The sequence below is a fragment of the Curtobacterium sp. MCSS17_016 genome (genome assembly GCF_003234255.2).
GTDB lineage: Bacteria > Actinomycetota > Actinomycetes > Actinomycetales > Microbacteriaceae > Curtobacterium > Curtobacterium flaccumfaciens.
In genome coordinates this window covers 446,867-469,781 of sequence record NZ_CP126255.1, presented here as the reverse complement: position 1 = coordinate 469,781, position 22,915 = coordinate 446,867, and the positions used below count along the sequence as shown (strand labels likewise).

General features: G+C 67.4%; 34 protein-coding genes. All 34 read left to right on the top strand.

What is annotated here, in order from left to right:
• The first annotated feature begins 39 nt into the window (after positions 1 to 39).
• Positions 40 to 570, top strand: coding sequence for a hypothetical protein (locus DEJ19_RS21330; protein ID WP_111231776.1), 531 nt, complete (start codon positions 40 to 42; stop codon positions 568 to 570).
• Positions 567 to 1,154: a hypothetical protein gene (locus DEJ19_RS21325; protein ID WP_111231777.1), complete on the top strand. Its 588-nt coding sequence runs from the start codon at positions 567 to 569 to the stop codon at positions 1,152 to 1,154. Before DEJ19_RS21330 ends, DEJ19_RS21325 begins: the two co-directional genes overlap by 4 nt.
• On the top strand, positions 1,151 to 1,849 hold the full coding sequence (locus tag DEJ19_RS21320; protein ID WP_146250383.1) for a hypothetical protein: 699 nt from the start codon (positions 1,151 to 1,153) through the stop codon (positions 1,847 to 1,849). The genes DEJ19_RS21325 and DEJ19_RS21320 overlap by 4 nt, the downstream gene beginning before the upstream one ends.
• On the top strand, positions 1,846 to 2,043 hold the full coding sequence (locus DEJ19_RS21315) for a hypothetical protein (RefSeq protein WP_111231779.1): 198 nt from the start codon (positions 1,846 to 1,848) through the stop codon (positions 2,041 to 2,043). Before DEJ19_RS21320 ends, DEJ19_RS21315 begins: the two co-directional genes overlap by 4 nt.
• 23 nt (positions 2,044 to 2,066) lie before the next feature.
• Positions 2,067 to 2,897 carry a hypothetical protein gene (locus tag DEJ19_RS21310; RefSeq protein ID WP_181441398.1) on the top strand — a complete coding sequence of 277 codons (831 nt, stop codon included), beginning with the start codon at positions 2,067 to 2,069 and terminating at the stop codon, positions 2,895 to 2,897.
• 41 nt (positions 2,898 to 2,938) lie between these two features.
• Positions 2,939 to 7,213, top strand: a complete 4,275-nt coding sequence (locus tag DEJ19_RS21305) for a DNA polymerase III subunit alpha (RefSeq protein WP_181441399.1) — start codon at positions 2,939 to 2,941, stop codon at positions 7,211 to 7,213.
• A 75-nt stretch (positions 7,214 to 7,288) separates the two neighbouring features.
• Positions 7,289 to 7,882 carry a hypothetical protein gene (locus tag DEJ19_RS21300; RefSeq protein ID WP_111231781.1) on the top strand — a complete coding sequence of 198 codons (594 nt, stop codon included), beginning with the start codon at positions 7,289 to 7,291 and terminating at the stop codon, positions 7,880 to 7,882.
• A gap of 60 nt (positions 7,883 to 7,942) precedes the next feature.
• Positions 7,943 to 8,479: a hypothetical protein gene (locus tag DEJ19_RS21295; protein ID WP_181441400.1), complete on the top strand. Its 537-nt coding sequence runs from the start codon at positions 7,943 to 7,945 to the stop codon at positions 8,477 to 8,479.
• A 90-nt stretch (positions 8,480 to 8,569) separates the two neighbouring features.
• Entirely contained in the window at positions 8,570 to 8,932 is a 363-nt protein-coding gene (locus DEJ19_RS21290) for a hypothetical protein (RefSeq protein WP_111231783.1), read from the top strand.
• 41 nt (positions 8,933 to 8,973) lie between these two features.
• Positions 8,974 to 9,555, top strand: coding sequence for a 3'-5' exonuclease family protein (locus DEJ19_RS21285; RefSeq protein ID WP_111231784.1), 582 nt, complete (start codon positions 8,974 to 8,976; stop codon positions 9,553 to 9,555).
• A gap of 97 nt (positions 9,556 to 9,652) precedes the next feature.
• A complete protein-coding gene (locus tag DEJ19_RS21280; RefSeq protein WP_111231785.1) occupies positions 9,653 to 10,327 on the top strand; it encodes a hypothetical protein in 675 nt (224 codons plus the stop codon).
• Between the two features lie 46 nt (positions 10,328 to 10,373).
• Positions 10,374 to 10,667 (top strand): hypothetical protein, encoded by a 294-nt coding sequence (locus DEJ19_RS21275; RefSeq protein ID WP_111231786.1) that lies wholly within the window; start codon positions 10,374 to 10,376, stop codon positions 10,665 to 10,667.
• 14 nt (positions 10,668 to 10,681) lie between these two features.
• Positions 10,682 to 11,506 carry a hypothetical protein gene (locus DEJ19_RS21270; RefSeq protein WP_111231787.1) on the top strand — a complete coding sequence of 275 codons (825 nt, stop codon included), beginning with the start codon at positions 10,682 to 10,684 and terminating at the stop codon, positions 11,504 to 11,506.
• Entirely contained in the window at positions 11,496 to 12,728 is a 1,233-nt protein-coding gene (locus tag DEJ19_RS21265; RefSeq protein ID WP_111231788.1) for a hypothetical protein, read from the top strand. The genes DEJ19_RS21270 and DEJ19_RS21265 overlap by 11 nt, the downstream gene beginning before the upstream one ends.
• The gene (locus DEJ19_RS21260; RefSeq protein WP_146250385.1) at positions 12,725 to 13,138 is read left to right on the top strand and encodes a hypothetical protein; all 414 of its coding nucleotides are present in this window, start codon (positions 12,725 to 12,727) and stop codon (positions 13,136 to 13,138) included. The genes DEJ19_RS21265 and DEJ19_RS21260 overlap by 4 nt, the downstream gene beginning before the upstream one ends.
• Positions 13,139 to 13,195: 57 nt before the next feature.
• On the top strand, positions 13,196 to 13,588 hold the full coding sequence (locus DEJ19_RS21255) for a hypothetical protein (RefSeq protein ID WP_111231790.1): 393 nt from the start codon (positions 13,196 to 13,198) through the stop codon (positions 13,586 to 13,588).
• An 82-nt stretch (positions 13,589 to 13,670) separates the two neighbouring features.
• A complete protein-coding gene (locus DEJ19_RS21250; protein ID WP_111231791.1) occupies positions 13,671 to 14,279 on the top strand; it encodes a hypothetical protein in 609 nt (202 codons plus the stop codon).
• Between the two features lie 106 nt (positions 14,280 to 14,385).
• Positions 14,386 to 14,787, top strand: coding sequence for a hypothetical protein (locus tag DEJ19_RS21245; protein ID WP_111231792.1), 402 nt, complete (start codon positions 14,386 to 14,388; stop codon positions 14,785 to 14,787).
• Between the two features lie 8 nt (positions 14,788 to 14,795).
• Entirely contained in the window at positions 14,796 to 15,488 is a 693-nt protein-coding gene (locus tag DEJ19_RS21240) for a hypothetical protein (RefSeq protein WP_111231793.1), read from the top strand.
• The gene (locus tag DEJ19_RS21235; RefSeq protein ID WP_111231794.1) at positions 15,481 to 15,864 is read left to right on the top strand and encodes a hypothetical protein; all 384 of its coding nucleotides are present in this window, start codon (positions 15,481 to 15,483) and stop codon (positions 15,862 to 15,864) included. The genes DEJ19_RS21240 and DEJ19_RS21235 overlap by 8 nt, the downstream gene beginning before the upstream one ends.
• A gap of 192 nt (positions 15,865 to 16,056) precedes the next feature.
• The gene (locus tag DEJ19_RS21230; RefSeq protein WP_111231795.1) at positions 16,057 to 16,650 is read left to right on the top strand and encodes a hypothetical protein; all 594 of its coding nucleotides are present in this window, start codon (positions 16,057 to 16,059) and stop codon (positions 16,648 to 16,650) included.
• A complete protein-coding gene (locus DEJ19_RS21225; RefSeq protein ID WP_111231796.1) occupies positions 16,647 to 17,120 on the top strand; it encodes a hypothetical protein in 474 nt (157 codons plus the stop codon). The genes DEJ19_RS21230 and DEJ19_RS21225 overlap by 4 nt, the downstream gene beginning before the upstream one ends.
• Before the next feature lie 27 nt (positions 17,121 to 17,147).
• Positions 17,148 to 17,567, top strand: a complete 420-nt coding sequence (locus tag DEJ19_RS21220) for a hypothetical protein (protein ID WP_111231797.1) — start codon at positions 17,148 to 17,150, stop codon at positions 17,565 to 17,567.
• 115 nt (positions 17,568 to 17,682) lie between these two features.
• Positions 17,683 to 18,288: a hypothetical protein gene (locus DEJ19_RS21215; protein ID WP_146250387.1), complete on the top strand. Its 606-nt coding sequence runs from the start codon at positions 17,683 to 17,685 to the stop codon at positions 18,286 to 18,288.
• A gap of 58 nt (positions 18,289 to 18,346) precedes the next feature.
• Positions 18,347 to 19,012: a hypothetical protein gene (locus tag DEJ19_RS21210; protein ID WP_111231799.1), complete on the top strand. Its 666-nt coding sequence runs from the start codon at positions 18,347 to 18,349 to the stop codon at positions 19,010 to 19,012.
• On the top strand, positions 19,009 to 19,698 hold the full coding sequence (locus DEJ19_RS21205; RefSeq protein WP_111231800.1) for a hypothetical protein: 690 nt from the start codon (positions 19,009 to 19,011) through the stop codon (positions 19,696 to 19,698). The genes DEJ19_RS21210 and DEJ19_RS21205 overlap by 4 nt, the downstream gene beginning before the upstream one ends.
• The gene (locus DEJ19_RS21200; protein WP_181441401.1) at positions 19,698 to 20,102 is read left to right on the top strand and encodes a cyclic-phosphate processing receiver domain-containing protein; all 405 of its coding nucleotides are present in this window, start codon (positions 19,698 to 19,700) and stop codon (positions 20,100 to 20,102) included. The genes DEJ19_RS21205 and DEJ19_RS21200 overlap by 1 nt, the downstream gene beginning before the upstream one ends.
• 8 nt (positions 20,103 to 20,110) lie before the next feature.
• Entirely contained in the window at positions 20,111 to 20,365 is a 255-nt protein-coding gene (locus DEJ19_RS21195; RefSeq protein WP_111231801.1) for a hypothetical protein, read from the top strand.
• Positions 20,365 to 20,613, top strand: coding sequence for a hypothetical protein (locus DEJ19_RS21190; protein ID WP_111231802.1), 249 nt, complete (start codon positions 20,365 to 20,367; stop codon positions 20,611 to 20,613). The genes DEJ19_RS21195 and DEJ19_RS21190 overlap by 1 nt, the downstream gene beginning before the upstream one ends.
• Positions 20,613 to 20,969 carry a hypothetical protein gene (locus tag DEJ19_RS21185; RefSeq protein WP_111231803.1) on the top strand — a complete coding sequence of 119 codons (357 nt, stop codon included), beginning with the start codon at positions 20,613 to 20,615 and terminating at the stop codon, positions 20,967 to 20,969. The genes DEJ19_RS21190 and DEJ19_RS21185 overlap by 1 nt, the downstream gene beginning before the upstream one ends.
• Complete coding sequence (locus DEJ19_RS21180; RefSeq protein WP_111231804.1) at positions 20,966 to 21,481, top strand: hypothetical protein; 516 nt, start codon at positions 20,966 to 20,968, stop codon at positions 21,479 to 21,481. Before DEJ19_RS21185 ends, DEJ19_RS21180 begins: the two co-directional genes overlap by 4 nt.
• Positions 21,478 to 21,822, top strand: a complete 345-nt coding sequence (locus DEJ19_RS21175) for a hypothetical protein (RefSeq protein WP_146250389.1) — start codon at positions 21,478 to 21,480, stop codon at positions 21,820 to 21,822. The genes DEJ19_RS21180 and DEJ19_RS21175 overlap by 4 nt, the downstream gene beginning before the upstream one ends.
• Positions 21,823 to 21,952: 130 nt before the next feature.
• The gene (locus DEJ19_RS21170) at positions 21,953 to 22,255 is read left to right on the top strand and encodes a hypothetical protein (protein ID WP_111231806.1); all 303 of its coding nucleotides are present in this window, start codon (positions 21,953 to 21,955) and stop codon (positions 22,253 to 22,255) included.
• A gap of 35 nt (positions 22,256 to 22,290) precedes the next feature.
• Positions 22,291 to 22,782 carry a hypothetical protein gene (locus DEJ19_RS21165; RefSeq protein ID WP_146250391.1) on the top strand — a complete coding sequence of 164 codons (492 nt, stop codon included), beginning with the start codon at positions 22,291 to 22,293 and terminating at the stop codon, positions 22,780 to 22,782.
• The last annotated feature ends 133 nt before the right edge of the window (positions 22,783 to 22,915 follow it).

Below are 22,915 nucleotides of genomic sequence, written 5' to 3'. Positions count from 1 at the left end.
GCGACGGCTTCCGTCGTTTCTGCCGCATCGAAACCGGTCATGACCAACTCCAGCAAGAACAAGGGTGACCGCGGCGAACGGGAAGCCGTCGAAGCGTTCCAGACGCTCTGCCCTGACCTGCTGGTCTGGAATGCGCAACGACTCCTCGGCGCCGGACGGAAGGAAGACGTCGGCGACCTCCTCGTCATCGACGACGTCGCCGTCCAGGTGAAGAACTTCGGCCCGAAGTACCTGTCGAAAGCCGTGTATGAAGCTGCGGAAGGCGCCCGCGTGCAAGCAGGTCACGCGCGGAAGGACTACGCCCTCGGCATGGTCATCGTTCCCCGCGCCCGAAAGGACAAAGTCCGGTGGGTGTCCGTCGTCGAACACTGGCCGACCGGCCGCCTTCACGACACCGCATCGTCCGCCGTCCAAGCCATCGACAAGGTCGTCGCCGCCGGCATAGACGCCGAGTACACCGTGCAGGTCATCCGAAAGGGCGCCGACCCGGTGATCCTGTCCTCCCTGCCGACCTGGGTGCGTGCATACCGTCACGCGTCCGGCCGACACGAACCGGAAGCAGCCGCGTGAGCGCCGCCCAACTCATCTACTTCACCCACGACCCTCGAGCGCTCACCTGGGCTGAGCACGCCGCCGGGCACGCCGCAGACGTGCAGGAAGCGTGGAACACCTTCGTCGCCGAGGCAGCCGCAGCGTTCCCTGCCGCAGACGGCCAGCCTCGAGGTGTTGCCGCGGTCAGCAACGCCATCGTCGGCCTGCGCCGCTCCACAGCCGACGAGCACATCGTCGGTTGGGACTACGCACCAGCCATCGACGCCCTCGTCCCCGACAACTCACCCGCCGGCCACCCCTGGCAGAAACGCATCGACGCGCTCCCCGTCGCCGAACCGCCGACACCGCTGCACGACGTCGGCATGGCCGACAACGTCATCGTGCAGCACGATGACGCGAACGCCGTCATCTACGTCCCCGACGTGCACATCGACACCGACGAACGCATCACCTTCGCCCTCTGGCCAGACCGCGGTGTGAAAACCGCCCTCGACGAACTCATCGAACGTCTCAGCACCGCCACCGGCGTCCGCTGGCACGAGATGCCACGCAGCACCTGGTACGCACGGGTCGAAGCGGCAGAAGCACGAGCCGCAGCATGAGCGACCCGCGCCCGGTCCTGATCGCAGCCATAGCCACGTTCGTGGGGCTCGTCGCCGCCGGACTGTGGTTCTCCAGCCAGACTCCGGAATGGTTGACAGCCCATTCTCCGGAGCATTGGCCTCTCGTCGTCCAAGTCGCAGTGAGCGTCGTCCTCGGCGCTGTCCTACTCATGGGGCTGTTGCTCTGGGGCGCCATTCTGTGGGGTGGCGTGACGTCCGTGAAGGACGAGGTGAAGCACGCTCGAGCGAACCACCGCTTCGCAAACGAATCCACCGCTGAACGCATCGTCGTCGCTCGCTACAACGTGGACGGTGACCGGGACACGGTCCTCGACGTCGCCCTCAACGAGAAGCGACTGTGGTTGGCCCCAAGCACGGGTGCCGACAGCTTCAGCGCCTGGCAGTACGTCGCGTTGCTCGACCACGCTCCGCTGTACCGGCGGAACGAGGGCGACCTCATCGAAGACCGCAACGACCTCCCGTTCCTCGACTGCGCGCACAAGCCCCTCTGGACCGGCGACTGGGACAACCCGTCGAAGTCCAACGTCGCGCACCGACAAGCGATTCAGCAGGCTATCGACGCGGGCGCCGTCACCCTCCACGTCACCCCACACGGCTGGGAGCCGGCGATACCTGCTGATGCGAAGTTCCGCACCAGTTGGACCGTCGATGACGCTGACCCGGCCGCCGCATGAACGACGCCGTCCCGGACCGTCACGACGACATCGACGACGTCGTCACCGAGCTCTCCGACGTCTGGCATCGGAACCCGCAGAAGACGTTCATGCAGGTCGTCACCCGCGCGGTCCGCGACGCTGGCACGTTCACACCGTTCGACGCATCCGACGAGCAAGTCCGCGACGGGCTTCGCAGCATCGGCAAACGCTGATGTTCGCCGCATCGACCACCGGCATGCGACGACGACACGACGACCGGGGCGCGGTCGACCCGATCCTCGTCATCGCGTCCATCACCGTCACCCTCATCCTCCTCGTCGCCGGAGCGTTCAACGTCGGCGACATCAGCCGGAAGAACGCCGACGACGCAGCGAAGAACGACCTGCGGATGCTGGCCGCCGCGGAGAAGACCTACTTCGCGTCACAGATGGCGTTCACGTTCTACGACTCGACGTCGAACGCTTCGACACTGACACCGCAAGGGCTACAGCCGAGCACCCGGGTTGCTGCGGCCGCCTGCGGCGATGGGTGGGTTGCAGCAGCGAAGAGCAGCTCAGGTGCCGTCCTCACCATGACGAGTAAAGCGCCGACGTTCGGCGACCAGAGCGGCAACAACCTGACCCTGCCCTCGTGCGCTTCGCCGTCGTTGGTGACATCCGTCGTCAGCAACGTCAACGGCACCACCACACAGGCGGCCTGCCCCACCCAGCAGACACCCCTCGGCGGCCTGACCGCCACACAGACAACCTCAGGGACGACAACGACCCTCAACGCCAGCTTCACCGGATCCAACGCGTACTCAATGGCCAACACATCTGGGTACGCAGCCGTGTCGAAACTGCGCCTCTGGATCGACGGTGTCCAGTACTGCTCGGCTGCCACCGGCAAATGGACCGGAACAGTGGACATGGCAGCGACCCCCGTGACGGGAACCGCGTCACTGGCGCTGAACCTCAGCGCGCTGCAGAGCCTGAACCCGTCGGCTTACAGCAGATTCCTCACCAGCGGGGTCGTCGCCTTCACAGACGGGCTCAACGGCCGCGCGGACGCCATCATGCATCTCTGACGACCCCGCACCTGACGGCGGCCTGCCCGCATAGGCAGGGCATGACCGACCAGCGCTTCACCCACCTGCACGTCCACTCCGAGCACTCACCGCTCGACGGCATGGTGAAGTTCAAGGACGCCGTCGCGAAGGTCAAAGCCGAGGGCGGCAACGCCATCGCCATCACCGACCACGGCAACACCGCAGGCGCATGGAAGTTCGCTCGCGTCGCCCGTGCAGGCGGCGTGAAGCCCATCATCGGCATCGAGGCGTACCTCGCCCTCGCCAGCGACTGGCGGAACGACCCCGACCGGTACGCGCCCGGGACGGTGGAGACCGCCCGTGACGACGAGACGACGGCGGAACTCGACGAGGAGGAACGCGGCAAGTCGCAGAAGAAGGCGACGAAGACCAAGCGGAACCAGCACATCACGCTGCTGGCGAAGAACGCCGCCGGTTGGCAGAACCTCGTCCGCATGCAGAACGCGGCGACGAACTCCTACGGCGGCAAGTTCCCGCTGATGGACTTCAACCTCATCAAGCAGCACTCCGAGGGCATCATCGCGCTCACCGGCTGCCTCGGTGGTCCCGTTCTCGGGCCGGTCTCACGCGGCGAACTCGACGAAGCGGAAGCGAACCTCAACCGCATCATCGACGCCGTCGGCCACGACAACGTCTACGTCGAGATCATGGAGCACGGCATCCCGGCGGAGACGGCCGCACTGCCGGTCATGGCGGAGCTCGCCGCCCGCTACAACCTGCCCCTCGTCGCCACGAACGACGCCCACTACACGCACGCCGAAGACGCGTACACGCACGAGGCGTGGTGCGCCATCCAGTCGCAGTCCACCCTCGATGACCCGAAGCGGTTCAAGTTCCACGGCACCGGCTTCCACCTCCGGTCCGAGGAAGAGATGCGGGCCCTCCGCACTGAGGACTGGTGGCAGCAGGCCATCACGAACACCGGCGTCGTCGCCGAACGCTGCGAGGACGTCGTCCCGCCGACGCAGATGCGTCTGCCGGCGTACGACGTGCCGCCGGAGTTCAAGTCCGCCCGCGCGTTCGTCGTCCACCTCGTCAAGGAGGGCGTGAAGGTCCGTTACCCCGGGGAGAAGTACACGCAGGAGGTCAAGGACCGCCTGAACACGGAGCTCAACATCGTCTCCGACATGGGGTTCCTCGACTACTACCTCATCGTCTGGGACGTCATCAACTGGTGCCGGCGGAACAACATCCGAGTCGGACCCGGCCGCGGATCCGCAGCAGGGTCGCTCCTGTCGTACTGCCTGTTCCTCGTGCAGGTGGACCCGCTGGAGAACAACCTCCTCTTCGAGCGGTTCCTCGAGCCCGGCCGCAAGGGCATGCCCGACATGGACCTCGACTTCCAGCAGAACCGCCGCGGCGAGGTGCTCGAGTACCTCGCGCAGCGGTGGGGCCGCGACCGCGTCGCCCGCATCGGCTCCTTCTCCGCGCACAAGACCCGTCGCGCCATCCGCGACGCCGGTGCCCTCCTCGACTTGGCTGCCATCGGCAACAAGCTCTCCAAGGCGGTCCCCGTCGCCGGCGGCAAGCCGTACTCGTTCGACCAGCTCGCCGACACCGACGACCTCGCCGGAGACCGGTTCCGCCAGATCATCGCCGAGCACGGCGAAGACGGTGAGAAGGTCGTCGCGCTCGCCGCCGGCTTCGCCGACACCATCAACGGTGAGTCCATCCACGCCTGCGGCACTCTCATCGCCGACACCGACCTCACCGGCCTCATCCCGCTGCGCCGTGACCGGAAGATGTCGAACATGTCCGGCCTCAGCACCGTCACCCAGTGGGACGGGGTGGACATCGACGACTACGGGCTGCTGAAGCTCGACGTCCTCGGCCTGCGCAACCTCGACGTCGTGTCCAAGGCCGTCGAGTACATCAAGGAGACCACCGGGGAGACCATCGACCCGGACAAGCTCCCGCACCCGAACGACCACACCGACGCCCGCGTTCGCGCCACCTGGGAACTGCTGCGCTCCGGCCGTACCGCCGGCATCTTCCAGATGGAATCCGACGGCATGGCGAAGCTCGCGCAGGCTGTGGAACCGGACTGCCTCACCGACCTGTCCGCCATCGTCGCGTTGTACCGTCCGGGCCCGATGGGCTCGAACATGCACACGATGTACGCGGAGCGGAAGGCCGGCCGACAGGCGGTCGACTACTCCATCTACTCGCCGCACAAGGAGGAGCAGGAGGCCATCGCCACCATCCTCGACGAGACGTACGGCGTGTTCGTGTTCCAGGAGCAGCTGATGCGTCTGGGGACCGTCATCGCCGGGTTCAACGCCGAGAAGCGGTCCCTGCTGCGCAAGGCAGTCGGCAAGAAGAAGGCCGACCTGATGCTCGAAGTCGGCGGGTACCTCGTTGAGGGTGCGCCGCAGGAGTTCCGGGACGACAACGGCGACATCATCAGCATCAAGTTCCGTCCGGAGACTGCCACCCGCGTCTTCGAGCTGATGAAGAGCAGCGCTGAGTACCTGTTCAACGCTTCCCACTCCGCTGCGTACGCGTACCTGGCGTACATCACTGCCTACCTCAAGGCGTCCTGGCCGGCGGAGTACGGCGCCGCGATCCTCGCGACAACGGGCGCCGACGACAAGCGCCAAGCGGCGCTGCGCGCACTCCGCGAGGAAGGCATCGAGGTGCTCGCCCCCGACGTGAACGTCTCCCGCGGTGAGACGTACCCGATCGGGCCGAAGACCATCATCCTTGGCCTCGGCGAGATCAAGGGTGTCGGTTCCGCTGGTGTCGCCATCGCTGAGAACCGTCTGGCACGCGGCGACTACGCGTCCATCCACGAGATCATGACCCGCGTCGTCGACGAGCACGGCAAGAGCATCGCCGACGTCGGCGCCATCGAAGGCCTCGCGGAGGCCGGCGCTCTCGACCGGTTCGGCAGCCGCCTCGGCATCCTCCGCGTCTCCAAGGCCCTCCGCACCTTCGACATCACCATCCCGAAGGACGAGTTCGGGATCCTCGAACGGTCCCGACGCCAGCGCAACAAGCTCGGCGTCATCATGGGCACCCACCCGTTGGACGTGCCCAGCATCGACCGACAGGTCCGCGCCTGGACCACCGGCGACACCCCCGGCGCCCCGGCAGCATCCCAGGGCCGGTCCGCGAACGACCTCGAGTCGCTGCCGGACGCTGACCGCGAGTCGTTCATCGCGTTCGGCATCGTCGCGGAGTGGGCCGAACGGCCGTACAAGGGCGGCATGATGGCCAACTTCACCCTCGAGTCGGCGAAGACCAGCATCCGCGGTGTCCTCTGGAACCGCACGCTGCAGGCCATCCGCGACAGCGACTCCGGCGTTCCCGTCACCGGCCAGGTCATCGCCGTGTCCGGGCAGGTGCAGATCAACGAACGTGAGGTCCTCGACGAGGACGACAACATCGTGGAGACCGTCACCACGAAGGAACTCATGGTCTCCCGCGTCTGGCACGTCGAGGTGGACGACCCGAACGTCCTCGCCCCGGTCGCCGACGAGCTGCCGTGGCGGGACCTGCTCACCATCGAGGGGCAGGTGACCCTCGAAGAGGAAGCCGCCGCCGCACCCGTGGAGGACAACCCCGTCATCCCGGAGCCGGACAAGCCAGCCCAGCAGGCGCCGCAGGCAAGCAGCATCGTCATCGGTGTCTGCTCCCCGACTTCCGCGCGGACGATGACGCAGCCGACGGAGTTGAAGCACCTGTTCCGCCAGTTCGGGAAGGCGCTGACGTTCACCCCGGACCGCGACTCGTACCTCGACCCGACCCCCGGCGTCGCCGTCGCGTCGTACCGCGGGACACCACGCGCCATCATCGCGTACGTGCCGTACTCGCACCGGAACGCGACGCTGACGGTGCCGAACATCGTCGAAGGGCAGCCGCTGCCCGGCTGGTGGGAGTTCGTCGGACTCACCGAGGACCCGACCGTCGCACCAATCGCACCGGTGACCGTCACCGCGGGCACCGAGCCGGCGGAAACGACCACCGTGGTGCCGACACCGGTGGTGCCGGACGCCGCCCCAGTGCCGGACGCTGCACCGACCCCGGCGCCGACACCAGCGGCCCAGATCGCAGTCGCACCGCCGATGCCCGCCGCACCCGTCGCTGGGGAAGAGTGGTTCCCGGTCGAGGTGCCCGACTTCGACGACGAGCAGTGGGCTCCGGAGGCAGAGCTGCCGTCCTACGTCCCGGAACCCATTGAGTCGGGGCCGCGTCGGCCGGTGCCGCAGCCCGCACCGGTGGCCGAACCACAGCCGGTGGCAACGAACACCACCGCACGGTGGGTTCCAACCGACCCGGACGACTTCGGGTGACCAAGCTGGCGGACCGCAAGAACGGCGGTCCGCCAGCTGCCAGCCTCTGGCATGCTGGATCGAGGGGGAAGCATCATGTCGGAGAACACTGTCGAGGGCCGCGGTGCACGACGCCGCCGCAACATCGGGCGATTCATCCTCGTGGCGGTCATCTTCATCGTCATCGCTCTCGTCTTCCGCGCCTGCCAGGGAGACCGGCCGTACGTCGCCTCGCGAGGTGAAGCGGTGCAGCAGGACGACCGCACCATCGCAGCGGTGAACGCGTTCATGGAAGCCAACGGCGGGCTGTCGCAGTGGAAGGACCACTACGACGAGGGTAAGTCTCGGCCGGAGCCGTTCCACGACCTCACCGGGTACTCCGTCTGCTCCAACCGCGACATCGCCGGATTCACCACCGCTGACGTCGGCGAACGGCAGGAGGTGAACCTCAACAGCACCTCGAAGGTCACCCCTCGTGAAGTGCTCGAGAACGCTGACCGGGTGTGGGCCAAGTACGGCATCGAACGGCGCGGCGACGACCGCGGTCAAAGCTCGTGGACACAGGTCACCTACGACGGCGGCCGCACCGGGCCCACGTTCTACGTCAGCTACTACGGCGATGACCCTGACGCGAAGGTCTACATGCTCATCCTCGCCGCATCCGTCTGCCGCGACTTCCCCGGGAGGTGACCGAGCAGCATGTCGAACTCCTTCGCTGAGGAGCGGGACCGCCGACGGAAACGGTGGCTGGTGAGCCTCCTCGTCGTCGTCGCGGTCGCGCTCGTGATGCTGTTCGTCGTCCGCGCATACCAGGACCACCGGCCATACGTCGCATCTGCTGACGAAGCTGCGAAGCAAGACATGCGCACCGTCACCGCCCTCAACGCGTTCATCGAGGCCAACGGCGGGCTGCCGCGTTGGAGGGACTACGACGAGCCGCAGGGCACGTCCCTGACCGCCCCGTACCGCACCCTCCACCACACGTCCGTCTGCGACAACACCGGCCTCCTCGGGTTCAGCAGCAGCGTCGCCGGCCAGCGGAACGACGTCACGCTTCTCAGCACGTCGAAGATCACACCACGAGCAGTGCTCGACAACGCCGAACGAGCCTGGTCGAAGTACGACGTCAAACGCGGCGGCGACAACCGTGGCCTGAACACCTGGACGCAAGTGAGCTTCTCCGGCGGACGCACAGGCCCGACGTTCTACGTCAACTACTACGGTGATGACCCAGACGCGAAGGTCAACATCATCATCCTCGCCGCGTCCGTCTGCAAAGCACTCTGACTCAACAACACGCAGCGTCGACGTCTCTCCGCGCATAGGGGAGGGGAAGCCGCCCACTCAGGGCGTCCCTCTCACCCGAAGGAACTCGTCATGCCGTCCGGCCGCACCTCCCGACTCAGCATCACTGTCGGCGCAATCGTCATCGTCGGCCTCATCGGTATGACCACCGCGAACTCGACCGTCGCGTCCTCTCCCGGCCACGCATGCACGGTGACGAAGAAGCACCTCTGGTACGGCAAGAAGGGCTCAGTCACGCGTCACATCGACACCGAGGACTGCGGAACGCTCGAGGTTGCCCACTCCTTCCTCCACGGGGAGCTCGCCCCGCAGTGGCTGTACGACTCCATCGCGGAAGGCCGCACGTACCGCTTCACCACGTACGGGCGGAACTTCAACGCCCTCGGGCTCGGACTGTTCCCCAACATCGTCAAGGCCGTGGAGGTGTCGAAGTAGACCCGTCCCGGCTGACCCGGACGACGCTGCATAGACCCGCCATGACCGAGCTGCTGCTGTACACCGACTTCGAGACGACAGGCCTCGACGAGAAGACCCGATCCCTCATCGAAGCGGGCATCGTCCTCACCCGATCCGACTTCACTGAACTCGGCGCCATCGACACCCTCATCCGACCCGAGTACTTCGACGAGGACGGCGAGCCCATCTGGGACGACTTCGCGAAGCAGATGGCGAAGGAGAACGGGCTGTTCGACGACATCGAACAGGGCCTCATGGCGGACACCCTCATCACCCGCGACGAGTTCGAGCAGCAGCTCCTCGCCCTCATCTGCGGGCATGCGAACCCCGGCGACAGCGTCGTCATCTCCGGCTCCGGTGTCGCCACGTTCGACTTCCGGTGGATCAAGGAGCAGCTCCGCGACGTCGCCGTCCTCCTGGCGTACTACCCGAACGACGTCGGCATCCTCCGTCGTGCGTTCCGTCGCGCGAACGGCTTCGACCTCACCCCGGTGAACAACGACAAGACGCACCGTGCGATGCAGGACGTCCGCTGCCACATGGAAGAAGACCGCGTCTTCCACGACTTCCTCGCGCGCCACGGCAAGGAGTACGCCGCATGACCGCAGAGCAGCAGGCCATCCTCGACGGGTGGCGCCGGTTCCTCAACGCCCTGTACCCGGCAACGCCGCGGGCGCAGGTCACCCGTCGGAGCGCGTGATGTTCGGCCGAGACCGGGAGCCGACGAAGTTCGCCGGCGAGCGGGTGCACCTGCTAGGCGAGTACTACTTCGAGGCAGTGTTCCGCAACGGCGCACCCAACATGTACCCGGCGCCGAAGCGCCCTGTACAGGGCCCCCTCATCGACCCGGCGCTGCGCAAGGACGCACTCCTCGAATGGGAGATCCGCCGCGCCACCAAGGCGAATGCGGAACGGTGGTCGAAGCGCGCACACCCCACCATCGAGCTGTTCGACTTCCTCGACGACTGCGGCCACCCGAACCCAGAAGACGACGAGCGGTACGACGGGGACCTCATCGAATCGTTCGAAGACGCCGTCAACAAGCTCCGCCCCTGGGACCGCGACGCCCGCGACTTCATCATCATCGACCAGGCGGCGTACGACGCGGCCATCGCCGCACGCGACAGCAACCCCATCTACAAGGCATGGCGTGCTGCTCAGGACGAGTGGGACGGCTACCACGACGCCGGCGTCTGCATGAAAAACCCGCAAGGGTCCGTCTGCACCACCTGCGCTGAGTTGCACGGCACCGGGTCAGAGGACAACGGGTACGAGTCGCACGGCTGCTACCTCGAGTCCGACGCCGCAGAGAAGTACGGCGACTTCTGGTACGCCAACGGCGAGGACGACCGGCCGGCGCTCACCGCTGCGTAACCATCCGCGCATAGGGGAGGGGACCGCGTTCAACGAAAGGACCGCCGTGCCCCTCCCCTCCGTCACCCCGCCCGCGTCGCCGCAGGCCGGCACCGCGGCTGCCCTCGAACTGGTCGCTCACAACGGCGTCGTCTACAGCACGGCCGAGGAGTCGTACCGGCTCACCCGGGCGTTGCCGTCCACGACACCCGCACCGGCGCAGGCCGACTTCGACCTGCTGCTCCTCGACGGGCTCATCGCGTTCAACGACCCGTGGGCGGTCGGGAACCTTGCCCTGCACCTCACCACCGCAGGCCGGGTCGCCCGAAACACGGCCCACCGGCTGCTCGTCGCTGCCTGAACCGGAGAAGAAGCATGACCACCATCGACGACTTCAACCTCGACGACCTGTTCGAGGCGCTGACCACCCGCATCCAGAACGAGACGGGCCGTCCGTTCTACAAGGAGCACAACGAGCGGTACTTCTTCGAGCAGGGCGTTCGCGCCGGTCTCGGCCTGCAGTTCACCATGGCGGACCGCACCGATGGTGACGGCAAGCCGGTAAACCGTGCCTCGTACACGCTCCCGCCGGCACCGCTGCCGGACCGCTTCGAACGCGAGCCGTCGCCCGTGGCGGACATCGCTGAGGCAGTGACGGTCACCGAAGGTCAGCGGAAGGCGCTCGAGCTCGTCAACGAAGGACAGGTGGCGGAGAAGGTCGGCTACGGCGACAAGCCGTCCTTCCACTGCGTCCCTACCGGCGGTCGCCGCGGCCCGCAGGACCGCACCCTCGAAGCGCTCTACACGGCCGGGCTCGTCGTCACGTCGAACCGCACCCACCAGTACGGCGGCTGGGTCATCGACCTCACCCCGCGAGGCCACGCCACCCTCACCGCTGCGGCCAAGCCCGACCTGGCGAAGACGTTGACGAAGGCGCAGCACAAGGCGCTGCACCTCGTCGGCACCGACACCATCTACATCGACGGGTTCGGCACGTACAACCAGGATTGGCGCAAGCAGCACATCGAGAAGCGGATGCCGCTCTACCCGACATTCGCCGAGCTCGAGAACGCCAACCTCATCACGCGCGACCGCGACGCAGCCAGTGGCGACAGCCGCATCGAGAAGCGGACCCCCGTCCGCCTCACCGATACCGGCCGCGCACTCCTCACCGAGAAGGGACCGCACCGTGGCCTTTGAGTGGAACGACCGGGACGACATCGCCCCGCTGTTCAACCACCTCCTCCGAAAGCTCACGCAGCATGTGGACGAGGGCGATCTGTCCGAGCGGAACTTCCGCGACGTCGCCGAATCCTTCGCCGGGACAGCCCGACCGGACCTGACCGACGAGCAGGAGGTGCGTGTCTGCGTCACAGTCGCCGTGCACGCCGCGTTCGTCCTCGACCAGGACGCCGACCGCACCGCTGCTCTCCGCGCTGCGCACGCCTGGTACGAGCAGCCGAACGAGGCGAACCGGGCAGCGATGAAGGCCGCCCGGAAGCCGGTGAAGCGTGCACTCCGCGCGCACCTCGACAGGGTGCAAGCACCGATGGAAGCGGCGATCATCCGGGGAGAGGAGCCACCCCGACAGGACCGCAGCACCTTCGCCGTGCACCTCACCCTCGACGGCGCCCTCAAGCCGCACCAGATCGTGAAGGCACGCGACCCGTACTTCGTGCCCCTGTACACCGCATCTGCCGTGTCCGAAGCCACCGAGGCGTACTGGTCGCAGCTTTGGGACCAGGGTGACCTGCACCCGGCACGAGCGTTCACCGAGGTGCCCGCCGTCGCGCTCGCCGAGTATCACCGCGCCGTCGAGTACGTCACCGCGGAATCCGCCCGACTCGACGCCGCCTGGGACGACCTCGCTGCGGCAACCGCTGACCTTCCTGATGAACCTGCGACGGTGGAGCCGGGGGAGCTGGTGGACTCGAACGGCTACCCGACGGAGGAAGCGCTCGAGCACCTTCGACGGTTCACTGGCACCCCGGCGGAGTACGTCGCGTACGCCGAGTCCCTGTTCGTCAACGGCGCCGGCGTGCAGGTCGAGGACCTCAACGACCGGTGGAACCGCGGGATGAAGCGGGTGTCGTTCGTCACCGGCGGCTGGTCCGGCTGCGAGAGCGTCATCAGCGCCATCGAGGGCAGCATGTTCTCCTTCCGCTTCGCACGCGAGTGGAGGTCCGGCGGCTACTACGCGTACGAGATCCACGCCGGCCAGTGGGACGAGAACCCGTCGTTCCTCGGCAAGTTGTGGGTCCTCGCCGAGCAGAAGAACCCCGACCGCGGCATGTACCCGGAACGACTCCGCACCGTGGACACCGGCCGGCTCCGCCACATCATCGACCTCATCGACAACGACCAGATCGTCCTCGCCCGGCAGCGTCTCGTAGACCTGACGACGAAGGCGGAGAAGGCATGAGCGTGGAAGCGCCCGTCGCGACCAAGCCGCTGCCGCTCGACCCGGAACCGTGGGCATGGATGCTCCGTGGTCGCGAATCGCACACCGACCGCCTTGCGTATGACGGCATGCACGGGTGGACCCGGTTCCGTCCCCGTCGGGGCTACGAGTCCGACCCAGTGCAGTACGACCTCGCCGCCGACTGGGTGCACTTCGATCCGACACAGCGACCGACCACGCAGCGGCTCCGGAACGGGTCCGAGGTCTCCTGGTGGGCTGAGCAGCCCTGGCAGCCGGACGAGTGGGTGCCGTGCCCGTCAGAGAGCGTCGCCAGAGACTTCGTCGCCCAGTTCACCAGCGACCAGCCGAACCTCCGCGTCGCGCTACGCACCGTCGTCGTGCAGTTCCAGGTCATCTCCACGGAGGACTGAGCTGATCCGCGCATAGGAACAGCAGACCAACCGACCGACACACCCCAGGAGCATCCGATGGCCTTCAACCACGCAGCACAGATCGCCGAAGCCGACCACGCCGTCCGCACCTTCGTTGACAACGACGCGGCGTTCGTCTCCACCCCGGAGAAGTTCATGCTCGCCGCTGAGGAGTTCGAGACGACCTGGGGGCCGGAGCAGGGCACCCGCGTCATGGTCCGCTCCTTCGAGTGGGGTGCGCAGGAGAGTGAGGTCTCCATCGGCATGGCGGACATCGTCGCCCTGCACCAGTTCCTCGGTGGCATCATCGGCCGCGCGAACGGCGTCCCCGAGTCCGACGTCACCGCGCTGGGGGACCTCCACGAGGTCATCGCCGGTATCGAGGACCCGAAGCTGCACGACCAGCTCGTGACGGTCCACAACCGGTTCCGAGCCGAAGCAGGGCTCTAACCGCCGGCAGCAACTACCGCGCATAGGTGAGGCGGCAGACCACTTCCGGTCTGCCGCCTCACCTCGTTCAAGGACACTGACAATGCGTCTCCGCCTCGCCGCTGCTGCGGCCACCATCGCGACCGTCGCAGCCCTCGCCCTCACCGGCTGCGGCGACAACACCACCTCCGCCTGCCCGCCGACGCACACCACGAAGCCGAAGGCGGCAGCCACCGACACCGGCTCCGTCAACCTCGCCGGGTTCTCGTCGTTCCACTCCACGAGCGGGTTCCACTCGTACAGCGGGTCGCACAGCTCGTTCGGTGGGAGCCGTTCCGGCGGGTTCGGCGGGTCGAAGTCCTACACGGCACCGAAGCCGGCGCCCAAGCCCGCGCAGCCGAAGCCGGCACCGAAGGTCGCTCCGAAGCCCGCGCAGCCGAAGCAGGCGCCGAAGCCGGTCCAGCCGAAGAGCACCACGCCGAAGAGCACGACCCCGAAGCAGACGACGCCGAAGAAGCCCCTCAACCTCAACAAGCAGGGCACGACGACGCCGAAGCAGACGACGCCGCAGCAGCGCACGAACCCGAACCAGTACACGCCGCAGAACCCGCAGCAGTACGGCGGGACGACGAACAACTACCACCAGTACGGCTCGACCGTGCCGTGGTGGATGTTCTGGTCCGCCGGCCACGGATCCAGCACCTGCCGCTGAGCGACACCGCCGACAACGAAGCGGCCACGCCCCGACACCGGGACGTGGCCGCTTCCGCGCATAGAGGAAGCACCCCCCCCCCGATCGCCACCTCAGGAGCAGCCACATGAAGAACAAGTTCATCGACTGGTCCGGCGAGGAGGGCCGCTACGGCGTCGGCAGGTCCGGCATCCGCTACTTCATCCAGACCGGCACCGGCGCCTCCTACGGCACGTACTACCCGACCTGGGTGGATGGCGACGGAACGCGGTACATCGTGCCCGTGAGCGACCCGGACGAGTTCGACGGCACCATCCGTGCGTCGAAGACCGCCGCCCGGAAGTTCGAGCAGCGCCGGCAGCAGCGTCAGCCCGCCCTCGCCGCCGTGACGGGGGACGAGCTCCGGACGCAGGCCGCGTGGTACCGCACCGCCCTCACCCACTGGCCGGACGGCATCAACGCCGACGTGTACCGCGCCACCATCAGCGTGCTCGAGCGAGCCGCGACCACCATCGACCAGAACTGCTGAGGAACCCCGTGCCGACCATGATCAACACCGAGCTCACCTCCTGGACAGGTGACACCATCATCGGACCGTCCGGTGACGTCTACCGCCTTGACGACGACTTCGACACCGGGCTCGACGTGCGTGTCTGGGTTTGGAACGCCAAGACCCGCGACCTCGACCAGCTCGACACCCCAGCCGGCACCACCCCGAAGACGCGAGACGAAGCCCTCGCCGTCATCGAAGTGCACTCCCTCGCAGCCCTCGCCGCGAAGGAGCCGACCGCGGCCACCGACGATGACAAGCAGCAGGACGAACTCCGGAAGGCGGCCGCGCAGCAGAACCGCTACTTCGCCGGCGTCCTCACCGCTGCAGACAAGATCACCGACGAGAGCGCCCGCCAGAGCGTGCTGAACGCCCTCGACGAGTACCGGGCCGACGCGTTCGACGGGATGATCCACGAGTACTGGGTGTTCCCCGGCGTTCCCATCGGCAAGGTCAAGGACGGCTTCGGCAACGACAGCGCGCTCGAACTCGCCGAGCGGGCCGCCGCCGACTGGGCGGAGAAGACCCACGACCAGGCGACGGTGGTGTCCGTCCGGTCGGAGCGAAACCCCGACGGCAGCGCCTGGTCCCCGGCGACGTACTTCCAGTGGCAGGGCGTCCGCGGCGTCACCGAGGAGCAGCTGCGCAAGAACGAGCCGACGGAGCGCTTCGATGGCTGACGCGTCGGCGAACCTCGACCCGCAGCCGTGGACGTGGGGTTGGACCCGAAGCCCAGTGCTCACCTGGACGGAGAAGCACGGCTGGCCCCGGTTCAACCCGGAGGAGCAGTACGAACAGGACCCCGCCGAGTACGGCCTGCACCCCTTCTGGGAGTACTTCAACGCCCCGTACAACGGGGAGGCGCTCCGCGACGGCGACACGAAGACGGAGTGGTTCGTGAAGCACCCGGAACACAACACGTGGGTGCCCGTCCCGCACGAGCAGGTAGCGATGCAGTTCCGGCAGCGGTGGGCACGGCAGCACCCGAGTGACCCGTACCTGCCGCTGGCAACCCGCACCACCCGCATCGAGACCTACGGCGAGGACACGGCATAGGGGCGGCATGACTGCTTCCACAACGCCGTGCGGCGCAACCTTCGGCACCGCCATCGGAGCCGGCCACGTCTGCCGCTGCACACGCACCTCCCCGCACACCGCAGACGGCACCTACCCGCAAGCCCACGGCTGCCCGTGCATGAACTGGTGGCCGCAGCCCCGCGACCTCGCTCGACAGCAGGAGAAAATCCGATGACCGACATCACCGACGTCCTGACCGACACGCTCGAGGGCGACACCGCCACCGCTGCGGCGCTCCTCGACCGGTTCGACATTCGAGAGAAGACGACCGTACGCGTCACCCCACCCGCCGCCGCGGTCGGGCAGACGTGGCGGAACAAGCGCAGCGACCGTCTCGTCCTCATCACCGAGGTTCCCGCTCCCGATGCCGACCCGTCCCACGCATCGTCGTCCATCCGTTGGGCTGCTCTCACCGGCAAGGGCCCGGCGACCGGAGAGGTGTGGGGAAGCTACTGGACGGCCAAGTTCGAGTTCATCGCCGCGGCGCCGGCCCCCGACGACTCCAACGCCGTCGTCGTCTACGGGCCCGGAGCCGCATCGGTGCACGTCAACGACGACGGCGAAGTCTCCGGCTCCTGGCCGGTGCTGCTCCGCCGCGGCATCGAAGTGATTGTCGGCACCCGCATGGGCCGCTACGGCGGCATCATGGCCGACGTCGACGGCCGCCGCTTCGTCGAACGCCACGACGAATGGTGGCAGGGACGAGGGTTCCAGATCACCGAACCGTCGATGCCGGAGACGTACGTCGTCAGGCGTGCAGCATGACCGCCGTCGCGCCGGCGCCGCACCACTCACTGCAAGCGCTTCGCGAGGACTGGGGAGACGCCGTACCGCTGGCGATGTGGGAACCGATGTTCGGTTGGGACTTCGAAGGCGAACCGCCCGTCACCCCGAAGTGGCGAGTTCGCCGGTGGAAGATGCTGGCGTTCCTCCGCGGCTACAAGGAGCGACTCCGCGCACTGCGCGCCCTGACCACCGACGCGGCGACGAACGACGCCGGCAAGGGCACGATGTGGGCTCGGTCGAAGTGGAACCGCCTGCACGTCATCCCGTCCCTGCTCATCGGCCCGGTCACGTTCACCGAACCCGACTTCAACGCGAACGCCGACGAGCTCGCCGCCTACGACGATGACGGCGGGTCCTACTCCTGGTCGGTGACGCTGCTGCATGCCACCTACGGGTGGGCGCCGCTGCGTCGCGTCTACATCTACCGAGAGTCCGAGTCCACGTACTAACCCGCACGGACGGGCATAGACCCCGTCATGCGCGCCGAACTCCAGGAGACCGTCAACCTCGACGACATCCTCGCCGCTGCACCGCAGTTCGAGGAACCGACCGGGTTGACGGTCTTGCTGTTCCGCAAACCAGACGGCCGGCCGCGATCAGCGTTCCTGCAGCTCGACCGCGACGGGTTCATCACCATGCGAAGCGTGCAGTTCCGACGAGCCGACACACCGAAACACGGAACCCGCATCCTCGGCTTCATCGACCCGGCCACACCGACCATCGAGTCGGTCGCAGTCAGTCTGCGCCAGTACCGCGACGGAGCGCCTGTCAGCGGACTGCAGCCCCTCATCTACGACGGCGCCTACCTCGACCGGCTGCCTGACGTCATCACCGCAACGGCCGGCAGGAACTACATCATCAGGCGTCCCGTGCGGAACTTCCCACCTGACCCATGACGCCTGCCGCGCCCGTCACCGCATAGACGTCGGCATGACCTTCACCATCAGGCACACGTTCCGTCCCGGTGACCTCGTCGTCCACCGACACCCGAACGCCACTGCCGATGGGGGAGTGCTCTTCGGCGCCGAACCTCGGCAGGTTGAAACCACGACCGCGGACACCGTCCACATCACCATCGGCGGTCACGACGCGTCCCTGCATCCGTATGCTCTGGACTTCGCCCCCGGCATGAAACTCATCGACCCGCTCGGACGGTTGGTGACGGTTGTGCGTGAGGTGGAGCCCGCGCCCACGGAGTTGATGACTCGCGCCGCCGTGAGTGGCGTTGGTCGTGCTTGGATCCCCACGTTCATGCTTTCTTCCCTCCAGGTGGAGTCGGAAGCGACCGTGTGGGGTGTCCGCAATCCCGGCGGCAGCATCACCTGGTCCGACGAAGACACCGCCCGGCACGCCGCGTCGCAGCGCCCCAATGCGGAAGTGCTCACGATCACCGGTCGTCCAACCGTCGTAGACCGGTCCCCGGCAGCCGGCCAGCACGCCCTCGTGGACCTCGACGAGCTCCGCCGCGCCGTCGAGAAGGGGCCCAGTGCCGTCGCCGCTCTCATCGGCCAGCTCGAGAACAGCGGCGACTTCCTCACCGACGTGGAGGAAGCGCTCGGCACCCCTGGTGGTATCAGCCGGCTCATCGCTGACCACCGCGGCACCACCACCATCTGACGTGGTCCGCGGATAGCAGCAGCACCACCCGCACCCTCCACGAAGGAGCACCCCGGTCATGCCGTTCACCCGCACCCGCACCTCACCCGTCGGACGTACCGTCTGGTACGCCGGCACCGACGCGAAGCCGGGCAGCTTGCTCACCGGCGACCTGACCATCGAGCAGGACCAGAACGAGAACGGCTGGTTCGGTGTTCGCGTCACCAGCAACGTCCTCACCCCGCTCCGCGTCGAGGACATGCTCCCCGCCGTGCATGACACGTTCTGCACCCGGAAGAACCTCACTCCCGACGTCCGCCTGCCCTGCGGCTGCCGCACCAGGGCCGTCACCCGCCACGGCCTCGAACCGATGTCGGAGGAGGACCGGAAGATCCTCACCGTCGTCATCGGCACGCTCCCCATCCCCGTCAGCATCGCCGGTCGCCCCGACGTCCACAGCGGCATCCGCACCATCGAGGACCGTGAGGAGCTCATCACTCGCATCACCGACGCCGGTTTCCGACGCACCCCGTTCGCCGGCGACCACGACCCGCTCGAGCGGAAGGCTCTCGAAGTCGCCATCGGCTACGACGCCACCACCGTCCGCGTCGGCGACGAGTTCATCCGCACGTTCCGCACCGCCAACGACCGCAACGACACCGTCCACCGCATCCTCACCGCCGGCTACCGCCTCCACCCGACCGTCCGCGCAGCCCACCCCGCCCTCGAAGGAGCCACCGCATGACCACATTCACCGTCGGCGACCCCGTCGTCCTCCTCGCAGACCTCGACTCGGACACCAACCCGCTGACCGACTTCATCGGCGGCCGGCTCGGCACCGTCGTCCACGACAACTACGCCACCGACACCCTCACCATCTGCGACGACACCACCGGACGCATCTACGACGCCCCGTACGAGAAGGTCGCGTACCCGGAGGGCACCCCGCTGCACAGCACCAGGTTCTTCGACCTGCTCGCCATCATCCCGCGCCGAGAGACGCAACAGCCCGGGTGGCCACACATGACCCAGTTCGACCGTGGCGGTGTCATCGACCAGCTGCCGACCGGACATCTCTCCTACGCCGGGCACCGGCCCCGCATCATCGGCAAGCGCATCTTCGCCGCCGGCGCACCCGTCGTGCACGTGCCCGGCGACTGGGACGGCACCGCCGACGTCGTCCGCTCCCACCACGACGTCACCACCGTCCGCCTCGACGACGGAGAGCTCCGCGCCGTCAACACGAAGGACCTCGCGTACCCGGCAGGGCTCACCGTGCAGACCCGCCACCAGCACGACGTGACGAAGGATCCCATCCGGCAGCCCGTCCCATGGGACAACGGCGGCGGCGTCCACCTGACCGACACCACCCACGGCTACGTGCCGACCAGCGACCTCATCGTCACCGACCCGACGTCGGACGACCGCTGATGCCCACGCCGCTGCGTCTCTGGCTCGACGACGACCGCCCCATCCCGGACGGCTACAACGCCTGGGCTCGGGACGCAGCGGCCGGCATCACAGAACTTGAGGAAGCGCTCACCGCGAACCGGCACATCGAAATCGTCTCCTTCGACCACGACATCATCAGCACCGACGGGCAGGAGTTCCGCCCCGTCATGCGGTGGATGGCCGAACACGACGCCTGGCCAGACACCGTCCGCGTGCACACCGGCAGCAGCATCGGCGCCGAATGGCTGCTCGGAATCGCCCGCCGCTACGCACCGGCAGACACTGCTGTCATCGACGCCCGAGCAACAAAACGGGACGGTGGAGCACAACCGCTCCGCACCGAGCGCACGGACGCCGCATCGACAACTCGACACCGCGCATAGAACCTCCGATGAGCAACGACCGGATCGGCGCGATGAGCGACAACGAGTTCCACCTGAACGACCAGGTGGAGGTGCTGCCTGGCCTGCCAGCAGTCACCGAACTGGAAGGCCGCACCGGCATCGTCATCGGCGTCGAACACAGCAGCCGCCTGTGGGTGATCGTCCTCATCGACAAGAAGTTCTCCGGCCGCCCCGACCGTGGCTGGCTATTCGCCCCCGACGCGATCCGACACGTCACCGCTGAGAAAGCGCAGGCCGCCTGATGGCACATCCACGCTGGCCCGGGTTCAACACGAAGACCGGAAACCCCGAGTACGACAACCACTCCCGCCGGCTGAACCGACGGATCTGGAAGGACGTCCAACGCCGCGTCCGCGTCACCACCCCTCGCGGCCGCCGACGGAAGAAGCAGATCCTCCGTGTCGAAGGCGGCAACTACATCCTCGCCATCCACGCAACGGCGAAGATGCTCTACGAACGTGACCACCCCACCGTGAAGGACAACGACTGATGGAACGCAACCCCGCGACGTACCGGAAGGCGGCCGAGAAGGTGCACGCCCTCAGCGCCGCAGCCGGCAACCCCACCCTGAAGCGCGACGGTGACACCCTCCGCCAAGTGCACCCCGACGGGTCCACCACCAAGGTCGCCGACATGCCGAAGGACATCGCCGCGCTTCTCGCCGCCACCGGCGGGAACACGTTCCTCCTCGCCTACCTCGAAGCGCAGTTCACCCACACCGCCGACCAGCTCGACTACTGGGGCAACCGCATCGGCCGAGACACCGTCGACCCCGAAGGTGTCGTCCTCCGCCTCGCTGAGTCGTTCCTCCCCGCCAAGCGCACCACCAAGCAGGTCGCAGCATGACGCTACGGCGGAAAGTCAGTGACGACATCGGCGCCCGCGACGCCGCCTACGCCGACTTCGACCGAGGCGGCATCGGTGACGAGAGCACCAGATTCGCGTTCCGAGCCGGCTGGGAACGCGCTGCCCGCCTCGCCGACGAGAAGGACAAGCGCATCGCCGAGCTCGAACAGGTCGTCGTCGCCGTACAGGCACTGCTCCCCGGCGAGCGAACGTTCGCACAGTCACTCGTGCGTGACCACAACGGGAACCCGTTCCCACAACTCATCGACGCGGACGCCGTGAAGGCTGCCCTCGAACCCGCCGGCGACGTCCTCGCCCGCGAACGCGCACACGGTGCGTACGAGGCGCTCGACACCCTCGGCCGGCAGATCCACCACCGCGACATCGTCCTCTGGCACGGCGACACCGGCGTCAGCGTCGACATCGACGACCCCACCGGGAAGAACCAACCGCTGGCGCTGTGGCTCATCGACCGCGCCGACGAACACAAGCAGAAGGCGGGCACCCCATGACCGATGGCATGACCATCCACTACGTCGAATCGACCACGGTGGACGAGCAGATCCGGGCGAGCTTCGCGAAGACCGCGCCGGCCACCCCGTCTGAGCACACGTACCTGTCCCGCCTCAGCCGGGAACTGCTGACACGGTGGGAGGCGAACGCTCTGACCGCTGATGACCTCCGCGCCATCGCGGACCTCGCCGACACCGAGTGGAACGACATCGACCAGCGGTACGCGCACCTCGGGCTGACCGCCGCCGAAGGGTACGAGTCCACCTACCAGAAGCGCCTCCGCTCCGACGCTGCAACCTTCCGCAACCTCGCCGACAAGAAGGACGCCACCGGCGCCTGACCGCGACGGTGGAGGAATCAGCGCCCGAGGGGGAGGGCAGGAGACAGCGGCGGAACGACCGGACGCTCGACGTCGTCCCGCACCACCGCTCGAGCACAACATCGTCAGTAGCCGCTGCGACAATCGACAGATGACCACCGTCCGAGGCCGCATCCGCTCCACCGCTACCCAAACCGCGGAAGGGCACGCAGACGACCCGCAGACTGCCCGCGCGGAAGCACTCGCCGGCCTCGACCTCACCACGAACGAACTGCTGCAGGCGAACACCGTCACCGCGAAAGCGTCCGGCGACATCACCATCCGTGCCACCGCCCGCTCCCGCGACACCCGCGACCACGAGGCGTCCGGCGCAAACTACGCCGCAGCAATGAACGCCTTCCGCAGCAGCGTCCCCGACGGGTTCAGCATCCTCTACATCACCGCAGCCGACTAACCGACACTGCGGCCGCCGCCGCGCACATGCCCGGCATGGCCACCCCAGACACCCGCGGCAACCTGCACGCCCGCGACGGCAAGTTCACCGAGAAGCAGCACACCGCCGACGAAGTCACCCTCACCCCATCATCGGTCCCGAACTCGGCGTCAGAGATGTACAAGAAGATGGTCCGCGACCGCATCGAGAAGATCGCCACCGACCTCGAAGACATGGCCGCGGAGATCCGCCATGCCGCACGAACCGTCGACACCAATGCCGTCGCTTCCGTCGCCGACGTCGTCCACAAGCTCGCATGGGGCCAAGCGAACCTCGGAGTTTCCGGGCTTCTCCAGGACGCCGGCAACGTGCAGACAGCTGAGGCGTACGAGAAGGCGCAGACCGCCACCAAGTACACCGACGCCATCGAAGGCGCCCGCACCATCGAGTACCCCGACGCCGGCGCAGAACTGCGCGGCTCCAACGGCGCCGTCGTCTACGACACCGACGCCCTCGAAGCAGCCCGGAAGCATTACCGCGGGGAGTAGGGGGCGGCGCAAGAGCGTGCACTGGGGAGCGGTTGCCGCATCGGGACCAGTGCCCTGTCTTCCAACGCCCTGAGGAACCGCATGCCGCGGCAATGCTCGTCGACGAAGCGCTCCTGCTCATCAACGCCCTGCA